The organism is Tissierella pigra (genome assembly GCF_009695605.1).
In the GTDB taxonomy this organism is placed as follows: Bacteria; Bacillota; Clostridia; order Tissierellales; family Tissierellaceae; genus Tissierella; species Tissierella pigra.
In genome coordinates this window covers 1-17,594 of sequence record NZ_VUNQ01000066.1, presented here as the reverse complement: position 1 = coordinate 17,594, position 17,594 = coordinate 1, and the positions used below count along the sequence as shown (strand labels likewise).

20 protein-coding genes are annotated in these 17,594 nt (G+C 31.3%); 16 read left to right on the top strand and 4 right to left on the bottom strand.

All coding sequences use genetic code 11. From position 1 onward, the window contains the following. Positions 1 to 135 precede the first annotated feature (135 nt). The 12 genes from FYJ83_RS18140 (at position 136) to FYJ83_RS18075 (ending at position 12,567) form a co-directional block, all read left to right on the top strand. The gene (locus FYJ83_RS18140) at positions 136 to 1,380 is read left to right on the top strand and encodes a PfkB family carbohydrate kinase (protein WP_154442906.1); all 1,245 of its coding nucleotides are present in this window, start codon (positions 136 to 138) and stop codon (positions 1,378 to 1,380) included. A 65-nt stretch (positions 1,381 to 1,445) separates the two neighbouring features. After that, complete coding sequence (locus FYJ83_RS18135; RefSeq protein WP_154442905.1) at positions 1,446 to 2,975, top strand: ABC transporter ATP-binding protein; 1,530 nt, start codon at positions 1,446 to 1,448, stop codon at positions 2,973 to 2,975. Continuing rightward, complete coding sequence (locus tag FYJ83_RS18130; RefSeq protein WP_154442904.1) at positions 2,965 to 4,062, top strand: ABC transporter permease; 1,098 nt, start codon at positions 2,965 to 2,967, stop codon at positions 4,060 to 4,062. The genes FYJ83_RS18135 and FYJ83_RS18130 overlap by 11 nt, the downstream gene beginning before the upstream one ends. After that, complete coding sequence (locus FYJ83_RS18125) at positions 4,056 to 4,982, top strand: ABC transporter permease (RefSeq protein WP_154442903.1); 927 nt, start codon at positions 4,056 to 4,058, stop codon at positions 4,980 to 4,982. Before FYJ83_RS18130 ends, FYJ83_RS18125 begins: the two co-directional genes overlap by 7 nt. A 70-nt stretch (positions 4,983 to 5,052) precedes the next feature. Next, a complete protein-coding gene (locus tag FYJ83_RS18120) occupies positions 5,053 to 5,856 on the top strand; it encodes a pseudouridine-5'-phosphate glycosidase (RefSeq protein WP_154442902.1) in 804 nt (267 codons plus the stop codon). Between the two features lie 353 nt (positions 5,857 to 6,209). Continuing rightward, the gene (locus tag FYJ83_RS18115; protein WP_154442901.1) at positions 6,210 to 7,457 is read left to right on the top strand and encodes a GGDEF domain-containing protein; all 1,248 of its coding nucleotides are present in this window, start codon (positions 6,210 to 6,212) and stop codon (positions 7,455 to 7,457) included. Between the two features lie 268 nt (positions 7,458 to 7,725). Continuing rightward, positions 7,726 to 8,532 carry an ABC transporter substrate-binding (seleno)protein SaoB gene (gene saoB / locus FYJ83_RS18105; RefSeq protein WP_311144036.1) on the top strand — a complete coding sequence of 269 codons (807 nt, stop codon included), beginning with the start codon at positions 7,726 to 7,728 and terminating at the stop codon, positions 8,530 to 8,532. Positions 8,533 to 8,545: 13 nt separating this feature from the next. Continuing rightward, positions 8,546 to 9,406, top strand: coding sequence for an ABC transporter ATP-binding protein SaoA (gene saoA, locus FYJ83_RS18100; protein WP_154442898.1), 861 nt, complete (start codon positions 8,546 to 8,548; stop codon positions 9,404 to 9,406). A gap of 80 nt (positions 9,407 to 9,486) precedes the next feature. Continuing rightward, positions 9,487 to 10,284, top strand: a complete 798-nt coding sequence (saoP, locus tag FYJ83_RS18095) for an ABC transporter permease subunit SaoP (protein ID WP_268233539.1) — start codon at positions 9,487 to 9,489, stop codon at positions 10,282 to 10,284. An 85-nt stretch (positions 10,285 to 10,369) separates the two neighbouring features. Continuing rightward, positions 10,370 to 10,798: a MerR family transcriptional regulator gene (locus tag FYJ83_RS18085; RefSeq protein WP_154442896.1), complete on the top strand. Its 429-nt coding sequence runs from the start codon at positions 10,370 to 10,372 to the stop codon at positions 10,796 to 10,798. Continuing rightward, complete coding sequence (saoX, locus tag FYJ83_RS18080) at positions 10,795 to 11,994, top strand: ABC transporter substrate-binding subunit SaoX (RefSeq protein ID WP_154442895.1); 1,200 nt, start codon at positions 10,795 to 10,797, stop codon at positions 11,992 to 11,994. Before FYJ83_RS18085 ends, saoX begins: the two co-directional genes overlap by 4 nt. A gap of 126 nt (positions 11,995 to 12,120) precedes the next feature. Continuing rightward, positions 12,121 to 12,567, top strand: coding sequence for a Csac_0668 family 2Fe-2S cluster-binding (seleno)protein (locus tag FYJ83_RS18075; protein ID WP_154442894.1), 447 nt, complete (start codon positions 12,121 to 12,123; stop codon positions 12,565 to 12,567). A 46-nt stretch (positions 12,568 to 12,613) separates the two neighbouring features. Here FYJ83_RS18075 and saoC read toward each other — a convergent pair whose 3' ends face one another. From saoC to saoD, 4 genes are read right to left on the bottom strand one after another with little or no spacing between them, the layout of a single operon-like run. Next, the gene (gene saoC / locus FYJ83_RS18070; protein ID WP_154442893.1) at positions 12,614 to 13,084 is read right to left on the bottom strand and encodes a Cys-Cys-COOH (seleno)protein SaoC; all 471 of its coding nucleotides are present in this window, start codon (positions 13,082 to 13,084) and stop codon (positions 12,614 to 12,616) included. A gap of 4 nt (positions 13,085 to 13,088) precedes the next feature. Continuing rightward, positions 13,089 to 14,186: an efflux transporter SaoE gene (gene saoE / locus FYJ83_RS18065; protein ID WP_229768647.1), complete on the bottom strand. Its 1,098-nt coding sequence runs from the start codon at positions 14,184 to 14,186 to the stop codon at positions 13,089 to 13,091. A 5-nt stretch (positions 14,187 to 14,191) separates the two neighbouring features. Further along, the gene (gene saoT, locus FYJ83_RS18060) at positions 14,192 to 14,461 is read right to left on the bottom strand and encodes a thioredoxin-like (seleno)protein SaoT (RefSeq protein WP_268233538.1); all 270 of its coding nucleotides are present in this window, start codon (positions 14,459 to 14,461) and stop codon (positions 14,192 to 14,194) included. A gap of 52 nt (positions 14,462 to 14,513) precedes the next feature. Next, entirely contained in the window at positions 14,514 to 14,846 is a 333-nt protein-coding gene (saoD, locus tag FYJ83_RS18055; RefSeq protein WP_216585749.1) for a DsrE-related protein SaoD, read from the bottom strand. A gap of 152 nt (positions 14,847 to 14,998) precedes the next feature. On the opposite strand from saoD, the gene saoL reads away from it, so the two are divergent. The 4 genes from saoL (at position 14,999) to FYJ83_RS18035 (ending at position 17,111) form a co-directional block, all read left to right on the top strand. Beyond that, positions 14,999 to 15,685: a MerB-like organometallic lyase SaoL gene (saoL, locus tag FYJ83_RS20390; protein WP_244971114.1), complete on the top strand. Its 687-nt coding sequence runs from the start codon at positions 14,999 to 15,001 to the stop codon at positions 15,683 to 15,685. Positions 15,686 to 15,774: 89 nt separating this feature from the next. Further along, positions 15,775 to 16,056 (top strand): DUF2508 family protein, encoded by a 282-nt coding sequence (locus FYJ83_RS18045; protein WP_154442891.1) that lies wholly within the window; start codon positions 15,775 to 15,777, stop codon positions 16,054 to 16,056. Between the two features lie 68 nt (positions 16,057 to 16,124). After that, positions 16,125 to 16,385 carry a pro-sigmaK processing inhibitor BofA family protein gene (locus FYJ83_RS18040; RefSeq protein WP_154442890.1) on the top strand — a complete coding sequence of 87 codons (261 nt, stop codon included), beginning with the start codon at positions 16,125 to 16,127 and terminating at the stop codon, positions 16,383 to 16,385. Between the two features lie 93 nt (positions 16,386 to 16,478). After that, positions 16,479 to 17,111, top strand: a complete 633-nt coding sequence (locus FYJ83_RS18035; protein ID WP_154442889.1) for a 50S ribosomal protein L25 — start codon at positions 16,479 to 16,481, stop codon at positions 17,109 to 17,111. Positions 17,112 to 17,594: the final 483 nt, after the last annotated feature.

Below are 17,594 nucleotides of genomic sequence, written 5' to 3'. Positions count from 1 at the left end.
CACAGACTCAAGGTGGGTTCGATAATCCTCTCAATCTAATAATACAATTATCTCTGATCTTGAGAGATAAATAAAGAAAGGTTTATAGGTTTCCCTATTTAATAACCTAAATACATTATACAAGGTGGATATTGAATGGAACAAAAGAAGAAAGTGCTTTCCCTTGGCACAGTGGCAATGGATATTATATTAGAAACAAGAGAATTACCAAAGGAAGATGGATTTGGTTTTATAGATTCTGAAAGACTTGTACCTGGAGGGAGTGCTGCTAACCTTTCAGTAGCATTGGCTCGTTATGGTATAGACACTTATCAAACTGGGAAAATTGGGGACGACAAATATGGAGATGAATTCCGAAGGACTTTGGTTGAAGATGGTGTTGATGATCGTTTTTTAGTTACTAAACCAGGTGGATCAACTTTACATACATTTATTATAACTGCTCCAGGTGGAAAACATTGTATAATTGCAAACATGGGAGATTCGGTAGCAAACTTGCAGCCAGAAGAACTTCCAGAAGATATATTGGAGGGAATTGATGTATTTTATACAGATATGTTTTCATCTCGTGCATCGATTTATCTGGGAAAGTTGGCTAAAGAAAAGGGAATTCCTGTTATATATAATATGCAGTGTACTCCAAGTTTTATGAAGACATGTGGTATTACCATTGAAGAGATAGAAGAAATGATTAGCCTTTCTACTGTATTTTCCAGTGGACGAGAAGGCTATTTTGAAATGACTGGTGAAGTGGATTATCATAAAGGGGTAGAAATGTTTTTCAAAAAATATCCTGTTCCACAAGGGGTAATCTGTACTGCTGGAGATGAAGGGGTATTATGGCGATATACTAAAGATTTTATTCATAGAGATGCCTATTCTGTAGAAGCTATAGATACCACAGGTGTTAACTATGCTAACAATGGAAAAACTGTAATTTCTGCATTTACAGGAGACCCATTTGATCCGGTTAAGGGACAAGAGACAGCTAAGACAATGATTCAAAATAACGATGTAGACATTATATACCAAAGTGCATATTTAGGAGGACCTGGAGTAATATCAGCTTGTGCTGAAGCAGGTATTAAAGTTATCGGTGTTGATGACTGGCAAGGAGATATAGATCCAGCTGTATTCTGGTCAGCAGTTAAATCTATGGACATTGCAGTTATATCTTTAGCTGAAGACCATGCAGCAGGAAAAGAATTTGAAACATCAGTGGATTTTGACCTAAGCTCAGGTGGTGCTGTTTATGATGAAAGAGATGAAAAGAATATCCCAGAAGATTTATTAGTAAAAGTTAATCAATTAATTGATGATATTAAAAGTGATAAAATAGATGTTTATGAAGGATTTGAGCAATATAGATTAAATTATTAATAATATTTTTAAAAATATAGGAACGTTTAATCGTTCCTATATTTTCATATCAAGGAGATAGAGATATGGATAAAGAAAAATTTGTATTGGAAATGCACAATATCAATAAGAAATTTAAAAATCTACTGGCCAATGATAATATTACATTTAAAGTTAGGTCAGGTACAGTACATGCACTGATTGGAGAAAATGGTGCTGGAAAAAGTACTTTAATGAATATATTAACAAATATTCAAAGCCCCGATAGTGGTCAGGTATATCTTCGTGGGGAGCAGGTAAATTTTAAGAACCCCCTAGATGCAGTTAGACATGGAATAGGAATGGTATATCAAGAATTCATGGTTTTTCCAGAAATGACAGTTTTGGATAATATAATAATGGGATTTGAACAGAAAAAGGGAATTTTCATAGATTATAAAGAATCTAGAAGAAAAGTTGAAGAAATCTGTAAAAAGTATGAATTTAATATTTCTATTGATGCAAAAGTAGACGGATTACCTGTTGCTGCACTGCAGCAAGTAGAGATAATAAAGGTTTTGTATAGAAATGCTGATATTATAATATTAGATGAACCCACTTCTGTATTAACTCCTCAAGGAGTAGAGAGTCTATTTCATGCCATAAGATTTTTAGTAGATCAAGGAAAAACAATAATACTCATAACTCATAAATTGAAAGAAGTATTAGAAATAGCTGATGATATTACAGTCTTAAAAAATGGTCGAGTGACAGGAACTTTATTGGCTAAGGATACAAATGAATTAGAACTAGCTAGGCTTATGGTTGGGAGAGAGGTAATATTACAGGTTGAAAAACCAGAATACAATATTGGAGAGATTATATTAAAGATTGAAAATTTATCAGTTAAAGATTCTTCAAGAGTAGAAAGAGTTAAAAATGCTAGTTTCCACGTACAAGCTGGAGAAATCCTAGGTATATCTGGCGTAGCAGGTTCGGGACAAACTGAATTAGTAGAAGCCTTAGTGGGATTATCAAATGGTAACATAGAAGGACAAATACTATTCAATGGAGAAAATATAATAAATGAGACAGTGGCTAAAAGGCGGAAATTAGGAATTGGCTATATTGCCCAAGATAGATCAGCAGTAGGCACTAATAAAGAGGGAACTATATGGGAAAATGCAATAATGGGATACCATAGGACAAAAGGATTTAAGACTAAACATTTACTTGATTATAAAGATATAAATTCATTTACCAATAAAATAATTAAAGATTATGCGGTAAAAGTGCAAGCAACAGAAGATAAAGTAAAAACACTTTCTGGTGGTAATATACAAAAACTTTTAGTGGGACGTGAATTTCTACAGGAACAAAAGCTTCTGATTATAGAAGATCCAACTAGAGGAATTGATATTGGTTCAGTTGAATTCATATGGAATAGAATAATTCAAATGGCAAAAGAGGGAGTGGCAGTTTTATTAATTAGCCATGAACTCAATGAAGTAATGCAGCTTTCTGATAGGATATTAGTAATGTATAATGGTTCAATAATTGAACATAAAAATAGCAGATCATTAACAGAAGAACAAATAGGTCTTATGATGTTAGGCGGTGAAATCCATGAAGCTTAAGATTAGTCATGAGGTTAAGAAAACAATATTAAGATATGGAATATCCATTATATTGACGCTTTTATTTGGAAGTATTCTGATTGCCATTCAAGGAGAAAGCCCTTTGGAAGCTGTAGGACATATTTTTGAAGGGGCCTTTGGAAATAGAATAAATATTGGCAATACCATTAGATGGATTATATCTAGTCTTATGGTTGGAGGAGCGGCTATAGTTGCTTTTAAATCGGGAGTTTCTAATTTAGGTATTGAAGGGCAATTATATATGGGAGCATTGTCAGCAGCAATAATTGGATATTCCATAGAATTACCCCATGGACTACATGTAATGGCATGTCTGTTAGCGGCATCTATACTTGGAATGTTATATGCATTAATACCAGCATTGTTGCGAGTATATTTTAAAATCAATGAACTTATAACCACCTTAATATTGAATTTCATAGCAAAATATTTAACTGAATATATAACTATGTGGATAATAATGGGAGGACAGCAATCTGCCAATGGTTCTGCATCTATAACAACTCCACAGATACTCAATACTGCTAGATTATCTACAATTATTAAAGGTACAACTGCCAATACAGGAATCTTTATAGCATTGGGAATTTTATTTTTCATAGCATTTATTTATAAATATACTTTAGAAGGCTATGAGTTTACTCAAATAGGACAAAATATGAGTTTTGCTAGAATGGGTGGAGTGAATATCAATAAATCATTTATAATGGTTTTCCTAATGTCGGGATTAATATCTGGAATGGGTGGAGGTATAGAGGTAACTGGCTCATATTATAGATTTATGCCTAATTTCAGTAATAATTTAGGTTGGGATGGAATTATGATAACCCGTGTAGCAAATAATAATCCCCTTGCAGTAATAATCGTTTCTATTATATGGGGGGCTTTGAAACAAGGAGCATTACATATGGAACGTATGACTACATTAAATAGGCTTGTAGTTATTATAATCCAAATGTTATTTGTACTATTTGTTTCCATTGATTATGATAATTTATTTAGCAGATGGAAGGAAAAAATAAGATTAAAGAAAACTAATAGTAAAGGAGGATCCTCAATATGTTGACTATAATAAAAATTTTATTTGGAACCGTAACATGGTCAGCTACATTTCGATTGAGCACTCCAATTATATTAACAAGTGTAGGTGGTTCATTTAGTAAACAAACGGGAACTTTTTGTATTGCATTTGAATGTTTTATGCTTTCAGCAGCATTTTTTGCTGCATGGGGAAGTTATTTATCAGGAAATCCTTATATAGGTGCTTTACTTGCCATTGTTGCAGGAGTAATTCTTGCTGCAGTCTTTGGTGTATTTGTCCTTCATTTTAATGCAAATCCAATGATAGTAAGTATAGCACTTAATTTTGGATCATGGGCAATGACTACCCTATTATTAACTAAGGTATTTAAGGTAAGGGGATTTTTTCACAGTCCTAAAATTGTGAATTTCCAATCTATAGATATACCTATTTTAAGAACAATTCCATATATCCATAAGATTTTAAATAATCAAATCATATTAGTATATATAGCTTATATTTCTATATTTATTGGGGCTATAATTATGTATAAAACTCCCTTTGGTTTAAGACTTAGAGGTATTGGAATAAATCAAGTAGGGGCACAAACCTCTGGAGTAAATATATTGAAATATAAATGGATAGCATTAATTATTATGGGGGTAATGTCTGGCTTAGGAGGTGCATATATGCCTTTATCAGGTCTAAGTATGTTTTCTGAAAATATGACAGCAGGTCGTGGATTTTTAGCCTTTGCCGCTATACTTGTAGGGAAGGGTAATCCTTTAAAAGCCGCATTTATAGGCATATTATTTGCTTATACCAATGCAATAACCCTTACCTTAACATCCTTTGGAGTACCTACTCAATTATTGCAGATGATGCCCTTTGTAGTAGTTATTCTAGTATTGATAATTAGTAGTTTGAAGAACTTTAGTAAAAATCCTACAATAAATAATCAATAGATAGAATGATAAGGACGACAGAGGAATAATTTTAGAACCAATAATATTAATTTAAGGAAGTGAAGATTTAATGAATATAGAAACTAAATTTCTTGTAGAAACGGCTTTATTGACCCATGGATTAAAATCCATTGCTAATGAAAGACTTATTGAATTATGGCCATGGAAACATAGATGTATAGCCTGGGTTCATAAGGGAGAAGTAATAATAGGGGACATAGAAGAATTTATTAGTTTTAGAGAAAGTGCAAAGGAATTGATACGTATAGATAGAGATATTTTTATGGAGTCATGTAACAAAAGTATAAGTGGTGCATTAACTGCATCTGGGACTATGATGGCAGCAAAGGAAAGAGGAATTCATATTGCAGTAACTGCTGGAATGGGTGGTATTGGAGATATTGTAGGAGAAGAACTATGTGCAGATTTACCTGCCATAGCCACTATGAATGTAACACTTATAGCCACGTCACCAAAGGATGTTATAGATATAGAAGGAACCATTGAATGGCTGTTAAAACATGATGTAAGCATATGGGGAAGAGATACAGATACTATAGATGGTTTTATGGTAACCCACAGACCAATTAAATTCACAGGGAAATATAATGGACAACCCTTAAAAGGGCAAACATTATTATTAAACCCTATACCAAATGAAATGAGATTAAAAGACCTAACTATAATAGAAAAATCTAAAGCAGCAGGGAAGGAAGCAGAAAAAAGAGGGGAATACTATCATCCTGCAGCAAATGCCATGATAGATACACTGTCATATGGAAAATCCTCTGAACTACAATTAAGGTCATTAATTGAAAATAGTATATGGGCAGATGAATTAACTAGAAAAAAGGACTATTTCACAACTGATTAATCAGTTGTGAAATAGCCCTTTTTTAATATGTAAAATTTTTCATCAATATAAAGATATAATTCTATTAACCCTATAATAGGGCCTAGTAATAACTTTAATGACATAGTTATCACTAGGCTATTAGACTAATGAGTAAAGGAGTCTTTATATAATGAGAGTAATAAGCATGTATAATAATTAAAACATAAAAAATACTTTGTTACATAATTATAGCATATATAGTAGAAATTTGTAATGGTAATTATAAAGATTTAGGTGATGTAAAATTATGGGAAAATATATAGGACTTTATTCCTATTTTATGATATGATTAATAAACAATAGTTATCAAATGTAAGGGAAGGATGACTTAAATGGCTAATCATACTAGTAAGGGCAAATATTATGATATAAAAATATATTTTAAAGCTATTATGATTTTGTGGATTTGTACACTAGTTTGTTTAATGTTTTATTCTAATAATAAAATAAATTATTATGTGAAAGAACAGGTAGGCAATAGAGTTACTATTTTAGCTACATATATAGCAAATTCACTAGAACTTACAGATGAAGATATACTATATTTAAAATCTCTATCATTTGAAGAACTGTTAAAAAATGAAATAAATCAAAAATTCCAGGATAGTGCTAAATCCATAAAGGATAATTTAGATTATAAGCATATTTATCTAACAGCCAGATTGGATAAGGGAGAAATAAAAGACAACAATAATATAATTTATATATTAGATACAGCTGAGACTAAGATAAATGATTTTAGAGATGGAGATTATTATAAGGGTAGTCCCAGATATGGTATGTCTGACGATCTCTTTGAAGAAGTGGAGAAGACTAAGATTCCTAGCTATAGGGTATTTAAAACCAAATTGTCAGAGCATATATGTGCATATGCTCCTTTTTATACTACAGAAGGAAATTATGTAGGTTTAATAGGATTGAAAGTTTCTTTAAATCTATTAGAAAGCATATCAAGCAATTATATGAATATTATAGTATTGTTTATAGTTATAAATCTTATAATTGGTTCCATAGCCTTTTTCATGTATAGACATATGAATTCTGTATGTGGTCAATTAGAAAGTCAAAAGCATATTTCAGAAATAGATGATCTTACTTGTGTGTTCAATAGAAGAAAATTTAATGAGATACTTCAAAGTCTATGGAGAAATGCTAAGGAAAATAGGGAAGAACTATCTTTAGCCTTAATAGATTTAGATTATTTTAAGGAGTTCAATGATAACTATGGTCATATAGCTGGTGATACTCTTTTAAGAGACATAGGCTCAGTTCTAAAAAGAAGAACCAAGCCATTTAATGGATATGTATGTAGATATGGAGGAGATGAGTTTGTAATTTTATTTCCTCAGCTTGACTTATATCAAAGTGAAAAAGTTGCCAATGAGATTTTAGAAGAAGTAAATAGTCTAAAACTAATTCATGAATATTCACCTATAGATAATCATCAAACTGTAAGTATTGGTATAGCTAGTACTATTCCCACCAATGAAATGGATCCATATGATCTTTTAAAGGACGCAGATAATGCTCTTTACTTATCTAAAAGATATGGAAGAAATAGAGTATCTATTTCAAAATAATAAAGACCTATATACCTACTCCACTTATTGACTAAATCAGTCAATAAGTGGAGTTTTTTAGTATGGAGCATATTTTGAAATGTTATTAAGAGGTCTGGAATATCTAGGAATAGGTGATTATATTTTCCTATACCAGTAAGCAATATCATAAAAAATATCTATAATTATTCTATTAAATAACAAAGTCTGATATTATATTTTCGATATATAGATAATATCTAATCTACATTATCCATGGCCTACAAATTAAAATATGAGTGATGATTATATGAATATAACAAAAAAGATATTCTTTTTCTTGATATTAGTTGTAATTTTAGGATTTGGATTGTCTGAATTTATGCCTAGAGAGAGAAAGATAGAAAAAATAGACACAAGATTAAGGGTTGGTTCAGGAGATGACATGACTGGATTACTTTTAGAACAAATTATCAGTACCAGTCAAGAAATGAATATAGATAATCTTCATACTACAGAGAAAAATGAAGATATTCTACTGGATTTTACCTTTAAGGACTGTTGAAGTAATACTGCACAATGGGCCTTGAGCTCAGATGAAATTGATATGGCATTTTATTGTAATCACATGGCTTTACATTTGGTTCGTGCCAATGCCGATTTTGAAATATATGGTCCTGTTATTATGAATGGAGAAGTCATAGCTTATAAAGGTGACGTAAGTAACATACATAGATTAGGTATAGGACAAAAGAGAGAGCATTTACATCGGCTAATCAAAAAAAACTATAATCATATAGATGAGATAGTGGAGATACAACCTGCTAGTTTGGCTTATTCATTAGAAGGAGAACAAATTGATGGAGCAGTTTTAGATATAAGTAAGGCTCCCTTATTACATGGGTTTAAATTTGCTTCTCTTTCAGAAGATGATTATATTTCTTATAGTTTAATAGTGAGAAAAGATGTGATAAATACAAAAGTTTTCCAAGAATTTTTAATGGCATACAACAAAACAATAGAGGAACTTAATAAAGTGAAAACTCTTAAAGAATATATAGGGATGCCAAAGGAATTTTGGGATAATACAAATATAAAGTTTTTAAGTTTAGAATAGGAAAGGTGAAGATATGTCAATATCTGTACAAGGAATTACTAAGGTTTTTTCCAATAGAAGAGATAAGAAAACCATGAATACTGTATTGCAAGATATTTCCTTTGATGTGAAAGAAGGAGAATTTGTGTCCTTATTAGGACCATCAGGTTGTGGAAAGACAACAACACTAAATATTATTGCAGGATTTCTAAAGCATGAAGGAGGAAATATTCAGGTAAATGGAAAGGATGTAAATAAGCCAGGACCAGATAGGGCATTTGTATTTCAAAACTATGCACTTTTTCCTTGGCAGAAGGTAGGGGAAAATATTGTATACCCTATGAAAAAACAAGGAATACCAAAAAAGCAACGTCAGGAGAAACTTAAAGAATTATTAGCTATGGCACATCTGGAGGAATATGAAAACTATTATATTCATGAAATATCTGGCGGAATGAAACAAAGAGTTGCTTTATTAAGGGCTTTGGCATGTAATCCTCAGATACTGTTAATGGACGAGCCTCTAGGTGCAGTTGACTTTCAAATGCGTCAAATGCTTCAAGTACAGTTAGAATCAATGTTACTAGGAAGCAAGAAGACTGCCCTTATGGTTACTCATGATGTTGATGAGGCTATTTATTTAAGTGATAGAGTTATAGTCATGTCTAGAGATCATGGAAGGATACTAGCTGATATAAAAATAGAACTTCCTAGACCTAGAGATAGAAAGAATGAAAAATATCATCAATATACTAATGAATTATCTGATATTTTAAGGTCTGCATTAAATGGAGAAGTGAAAAATCAAGGTGACGAGGAATTACTAGAGTTTATTCAGAAGACAGAGAAAAAAGACAGTAAAAAAACGTCTTTTGCTCAAGGAGGAGCTATTTAAAAATAGAAAATATATAGCTTTTGAGAGAAACATACAGGAGGTGAAAATAGTTGAATTCACAAGAAAAAGACATAAAGAGAATGGTACATGCTACTAAGATGAAAGATAGAAATAATTGGAGAAAGCTTAACGGAAAAGATTTTAATATTTATACTCCAATTGCATTAGTAGTAATCGGTATAATATGGTGGATTGCGGCGGATATTGTTAATAAACCATTCCTTTTCCCTTCTTTAAAAAGTGTGATGGAGGCTTTATTTAGAGCTGTTACAGATTTATATGTACTTAGAAACATTGGTATTACTATGAGACGTGTTTTAACAGGTGCTTTTTATGCGTTTATTATTGGATTGCCTATTGGAATGATTATGGGATATTCTAAGACTATGATGAGAGCATTTGCACCTTTTATAAATTCTTTGAGACAAGTCCCTATAATGGCATGGGTACCACTGTCTATTATTTGGTTTGGTTTAGGTGATGGACCTACCATTTTTATGATTGCATTTACTGGTATTTTTACCATTATATTAAATACCATTGCAGGAGTTCAAGATATTAGTAAGGATTACTATAATGCAGCACGAAGTATGGGTGCAAATACAATGGATATTATCAAAGACATTGTACTTCCTGGGTCATTGCCAGGAATTATTACTGGATTGAGACTGGCAATTGGTATGGGTTGGATGTCAGTTATCTGAGCGGAGTTCATTGCGACCAGTGCCGGGTTCGGCTACTGTATGGTAGAAGCTCAATCTAGAATGGAAACTCATACCATTATAGCATATATGTTTATAGCTGCTTTAATTGGATTTGGTATTGATAGATTGATGCTCTTAGTTGAAAGTATATTACTTAGATGGAAAGCAAACTAAAATTATCCGCCAGTTAAAAGCTGGTGGAGTTTTTTTCTCTTGACATTAAAGTCGACTTTAAGGTTTATAATAGGAGGGTAAAGCCATGTTATTTATCAAAGATATATGTAGAATCACAGGACTTAATAGCTCCGCTGTTAGATATTATGATAGTCAAGGTTTATTAGGAGAAATAAAAAGACGAGATAATAACTATAGAATATTTGACGAAAAGGATATAGAAAAGTTATTTTTCATTAAAAAAGCTAGAAGCTTAGGTTTTGAGCTAGAAGAAATAAAAAAGATATTGATGCTAAAAAATAATGGTATAGCCCCTTGTAGTTATGTAAGTAATAAGATACAGGAGAAAGTATCTTTTATAAAAATGGAAATATCAAGACTTGAGAAAGAAAAGGATAAACTGGAAAAACATTTATCTGATGCAAGAAAAACAAGTGGATGTAAGGGAAGCATATGTCATTATATTGAAGGCATTGAAGAACAAGATAAAAAAATAGGGGGAAATGTAATATGAAAAAAAGAATTATTGCTATGAGTTTAGTATTGGCAATGATGGTAGCAGTTGTATCAGGATGCACAGACAGCAGCAAAAATACTGTAATACAAGAAGTGGACTACGACCCAGCTGTAGAGGTGGCTAAATATGAATTAGGAGAGTTATCAGCTGGGGACAAGGATTTCGTAATCCAATTGGGATACAGAGACTGTGACCATATGGTTCCAGCTATTATAGGAGAGAAAGCTGGAATTTATGATGCACTGGGTCTAAATGTAGTAGTTACAAAAACTGGTAAAATCATGGAAGCCATGTCTTCAGGTGAAATGCACGTAGGATACCAAGGAATTGAAGGTGCTATTAAATCAGTTAACCAAGGAGCACCATTATTTATGGCAGCAGCAAATCATTTAGGTGGATCTAGATATTTAGTTGTAAGTAATGATATAAAAGAACCAAAGGATTTGATCGGTAAAACTTTAGCAATTGGTTCAGGTGCAGAAACAAAACCAGAATGGAGACGCTGGGCAGAGGAATTAGACATTCCAGTGGAACTGAAAAACTATGAGGTAGTTGATATGGGCGATAAGGATAAGGTGTTTGCATTAAAAGCTGGACAACTTGATGCTTTTTCTGCTTGTGACCCTTATGGGTCTATGGTAGAATTTGAAGGCTTTGGTCGTATTATGGCTACAGGATGGGGTGCCCATGTTTCAGATAATATGGATGAAGGATGGGGTGTATGCTGTATCTATTGTATGAACAATGATTTTTTAAATGACCATCCAGAATTAGCAAAAAGGTTAGTACTTGCCCATGCTTTATCTATTAAATATCTATATGAACATCCTTATAATGCTTCAATGATGTTTGCAGAAGGTTTCGGTACTAATCCAGAAGTTGGATTGAAAACTGTATATATGAAGACTGTAGCAGAAGGTAGAACGATTACATGGAAGTTTTCTGAGGAGAATTTAGATAATTACATTAAATATTTCTATGATTTTGAAATTCCAGAAGAAGAAATTCCAAATATAAATGATATGCAACAATTTATGTCAACAGATTTACTTGAGACTTGTGGAATCGAAGACTTTAATACATTTATAAAAGAAAATATTGATGCAAACTTCCCAATTGGAGATACTTATGAAGAATGGTTGGCTAAGGCAAAAGCCATAGATGGAATTGGAGAAAGTACTGCTAGTAAATAATTAATCGATGGAGCTTATATAAGCTCCATTTTTTATATCCATAAGAAACATTAATCTATATTATATAAACTTGACCTTAAAGTGAACTTTAAGGTTATAATAGAATTAGATAAAGGAGTGAAACTTATGGATGTAAAATGTCCAATATGCAATGAATTAGGAGAGAAGGTAAAGGGGATAACTGTAAAGCATTTAGTAATAGAAAACTTTGTGGAGAAAATTGATCATAAGGAAATTTACTATTTATGTATGAATGAACACTGCGATGTAGTATATTATAATTTAGATATAGAAAGTACATTTGATAAGACAAAAGTAAAGGTGCCGATATGGTTTAAAAGTGATGCTAACCCTAAATATATATGTTATTGTAGTAAGGTAACGGAAGAGGAAATAATAGATGCTGTAACAAATAAAGATGCGAAAAATATGAAGGATATTATAAAGTTCACAGGGGCTATGAAAGATGGAAACTGTATATTAAACAATCCATTAGGTAAATGTTGTGGTTCAGTTATATTGGAAGCTATGAATAAGGCAATAGAAGCTAAAGATAAAAATACTAAAAGCTAGAGAAGTTTCTCTAGCTTTTCTAATTATCAAAAACCTTATATATTTTTTAGCAGCAATCTTCCATGCCCTCACCAAATAAATCTCTTATTTCAGTATCATCAATTAACCTAAATATAGAATAGCCAAAATTTCCATCCTTTGAGCCTGATACAATAAACTCTATTGGACCAGTTTTATCAATATCTTTAAACTCAATAGTCTGATTATCAATGGGAGCTCTTGTGTGGTTAGATAATTTAAATCCTTCACCTGTATCTATAACTACGACCATTGCATTTTTTTTAGGCCCTTCATTATATATAACTAATAAATCTTTGCGTCCGTCATTATTTAAATCCTCATATCCACATAGTATTACTTTATTATCAGGATGGATTTCCTTAAAATATAGAAGAAGCTCATTGTCTGGCTCTACTCCTAAAGCTTGTAAGGTATTTCCATTGTTTAGATAATATATGTAGAAACCCAGTGAAAATAGTATAAATACTACTAATATAATTTTAATATTCTTCTTCATTTTGCTACCTCGTTTGCTTTGCAAGATTTCTAAATAAATCTTTTACTTTTGGATATATGGCCTTTAGGAAAAATAGAAATACTATAAACGAACATAAATATTTAAGTGGTTCTGGTAAAGTAAAAAGAAATTTATTTGCACTTTCAATACTACGATCAATTCTATTAAAATTAATAGCTGGTTCAAATCCGGGCATCAACCATAAATTAGTTAAGTATCCAACACTAAATGCAAAGATAGAGATTACTAAGCCATATATAATAGCAGTTTTTTTACCTATCATCTTGTATATACTTAGCAGTTCTGGAATATTAGTAGCTGCTCCTGCCATCAAGAAGGTAATTGCAGCACCAGGAGAAGCACCACTGGCAATTAAGGCAGCTATAAAAGGAATATGTCCAACAGCACAGACATACATTAAAGCAGCTAGTATTGCCACATTCCAAAGAGATAACATACTAGGGTTTCCTAGATATTTTTGTATAAATGAATCTGGAAATACAGTTAAAATAAATCCTCCAAATAACATTCCTAAGACTACATATTTGCTTAATACTGTTGCTAAATCATGTATTGCCCAATGTATACCTGATTTTAATTTTTCTAATAAAGGAATACTTTCTGTTTGCTCTAATGATGCTGACATTATTTCTTCCTCTAAGTTAGGCTTTCTTAATTCATCACCACTTAAATTATTGCCTATTATTCCAATAATAAAAGGAAGCAGAAATCCTGCAACTACATTTATCATAGTTAGTTCTTTTCCCAATAGTCCATAACTAAGTATCAATGCTATGGGATTAAGTACAGGTGTAGAAGCCATAAATGCCAATGTAGGTCCTACATAAGCTCCAGAGTAGTATAAACTAATACCAAGGGGAATTGTTCCACAACTACAAATAGGTAAGCACATACCTGATATGGTTGCCTTTAAAATGGAACTGATTTTAGTGTTTCCCAAGGATTTATGAAATCTAGCTGGAGTTATAACATCATGAAGAAGTCCTGCAATTATGTAACTAAAAACAAGCCAACTTGAAGTACCATTTAACAAATTAATAGAAGATAATAAAATATCTTTTAAGAATCCTAATAACAACAATAAAATCACCTCCTGTTTTCTAATTCTTTTACTGCTAATTCAATTTCTTTTTCAATAATATCTTTAGATATTCTTTGGATTTTCTTTTTTTCATTTATAATCAAAGTTCCTCTAAATATGACTCCGTACTTTTTTATATAATCCATGTTTTTACCTGCATAATAAATTTTTACATCTACTTTATCTTTGTATTTAGCTGCAGCATCCTCCACAGCACGGGTATAACCGTCACATCCAGATCATGTGTTGATAAATTCTACTAAAACCTTAGACATACATCCACCTCCATGCTTTAATAGAACAAGGTCCGTATTAACGGACCTTGTTCTAAAATGTAATTACTTGGTCAAGCTCTACTGAATTAAGGGCACCATATAATACTGGGAAGCAGCCAATAGTAGCACCTTGTACAAGATTGTTTTCTATTTGTCTTTCAATGGCACATTGATCGCAGGCTAAAAGTATCATTCCAGTTTCTTTATGTAATTTCTGAAGTCTTTCTCCTATATCAGTATCCTTTAATAATAAGAATGTATTGTCAAATACAAAAAACATACCAACTACTTCTGCCCCGTGATTACCAGACTCAAGTTGTGGGATTACCATATCCCTTAATATAGTTCTTGCATTATCAGAACTTATTACATATGCAACTTTCACTAAAATCCCTCCATATCTTTAAAATCCTTTAAATAATATCATAAGTGGTTTAAAATTAACAATTAAAATATTTGATAGTGAAAGGACAAGCTATTGATATTATTTATTTAACAATTATTTTGCAAGATGATATTATAAGTTGAATAATAGATATGGAGAGGAATGGTTTTGTGGATGAATTTGAATATAGATACTACACTAGTGAACAGTTAAAAATAGATAGTATAGATAGTAAATTATCAAAAGATGAAAAGAAAATTAGAAGATATTTAATGAATTATACTATTGACAAGGGACAAGCATTCAAAATGTTTAACACATCTGAAATTGCAAGAGATATAAAAATTACATATGAAGAGGCAAATAAAATATTGGATAGTTTGACTCAGAAAAATGGATTAGTAGTAGATGATGAAGGAAATGTTAATTTTATATATCCAGTTTCGGCAATTCCTACGAATCACAGAGTAAGACTTCAAGATGGCAGAGAATTTACTGCTATGTGTGCAATAGATGCTATTGGGTCAGCTTTTACTTTCAAACAAGATGTAGATATAGAGTCAAAATGCAGTCAATGTGGTTCTGATATTAAGGTAAGTATAAAAAATGGTGAATTATATAGTTATGAGCCTAGTGATCTGCATATACTTCATGTGGATTTAAATAAAAATCTAAACTGGTCAGGTAATTGCTGAAACATAATGAATTTCTTCTGTACGGAGAAAGAATATAATACTTGGGTTGAAATAATGGAACTAGATAAATCTCAGATATTTTGTTTAAATGCTGAAGAAGCTATTAAGGTTTCAAAAATGTTGTTTAGTGTTACTGATATATAAAATATTGGAGAGTAAAATAGAAAAACTTTAGTATGTATATACCCCTTGATTTCTGTCAATGATATTAATAGAAATCAGGGGGTGTTTTTATGTTGAGTTTCATCAAAAAAGAAAAAACAGAATTAGAAAAGTTAAATGAATTGAAGTTCCAGATGTTGGAAAATTTAAGACAGGCTCATAAGGAGTGGAAAGATAGCGAGAAGTATTTCGAATCGATTTCAGACCCAGATTTAATAGATTATGCCATATACGAAATAGAAGCATCTAAGCTTAAATATGTTTATTTACTGAAGAAAGTAAAAGAATGGAATAAGGAAATTGAGATGAATATTGAAAATCAATCTATAGAAAATATTTCGGCTAATAGCTAGTACAAAAATATGTAATATTTTTTAGTTCTCTCCTATAATTATAGTATAATAGGAACGGGAGGGATAATATGGAATTAAGTACAATTATTTATTATGTTATAGGACTTTTTCTACTATATATCGCAGGAATTATACTGGTATGGCCTATTAAAAAGATATTTAAATTAATAGGTAATGGGATTTTAGGAGGCTTAACCTTGTTTCTTTTTAATACCATAGGAAAATACTTTGGATTAGGCATAGCCATCAATCCATTAAATGCTATTATAGTTGGGCTTTTAGGGGTCCCTGGAGTGGTACTTTTACTTATTCTTCAAATCATAATATAGTATACTGGGGTATGAAACTCTAAATTTGTAAAAATGGCTAAAATGTGATATACTAGTAGTGAGTAATACAAATATGAACAGGGGGTATATTGTATGACAGCGATAAAAATGCAAATGACAAGAAGAGATGAAATAGGAAAAAATGCAATAAAGAAAATAAGAGAAAAGAATATAATACCTGCAGTTATATACAGCAGGGGAGGAGAAACTATTCATGCCTCAGTATCCTTATCTGAGTTTCAAAGAGTATATAAAGAAGCAGGTGCATCTTCCTTATTAGGATTGGATATAGCAGGAGAAGTAATGCCAGCTATTATAAAGGATATACAAAAGCATCCTGTAAAAGAGCAAATTCTTCATGTTGATTTCCAAAAGTTAAATATGGATGAAAAAGTAAAAATGTCTGTACCAATTACATTACTTAATAGAGATAATATAAAACTACAGCCTTCAATATTGATGCAATTACTAGATCAAGTTGAAATTGAATGTCTGCCAACTAATATTCCAAATGGAGCAGAAGTAAATGTAGAAGATATGGACTTTACGACACCAATCTTTGTAAAGGATTTAGATATTGCCAATAATGACGATATAACAATTTTAACGGATTTAGACAATCTAGTTTGTACATTATCTCAGCCATCTGTAACTGAAGAAGAAACAGAAGATGATATACCAGAAGCAACAGAAGCAGCACCAGATAAAATTGAATCAGAAGAATAGAGAAAAAGACCTGTATACAGGTCTTTTTTTGTACATAGTCCCAGTAAACCTAAAAAGTCTAATTTATTTACTTAAACAGCCTTTTCTCCATATATAATCCTTTCCTTCATATTAGTATATATTATATTAATAGATTCATAAATACATACCATATTAAGATTTTCCTTAATATATAAGTAATAAAATAATTCAGATATATTAGAATATGCGAAATATGTCGAAAATAATAAATTGATAACAATCTAAAGTGGTGATAAAATAAAAATATGGCATAGAGACAAGCTATAGCCATATATATAATATTAAATCTATTTAATATAAAAATACATTTTACTATCTACAATAGGGAGAGTGAGTATATTGAAAGAACTTTATAAAATTAATTCCCATTATTCTAAAAGGATTAAGTTTTTTAAAGTGTTTATCCTTTTTTTGACTTTTATATTATTGCAGATATACATACCTGTATTCCATGGAAATGAA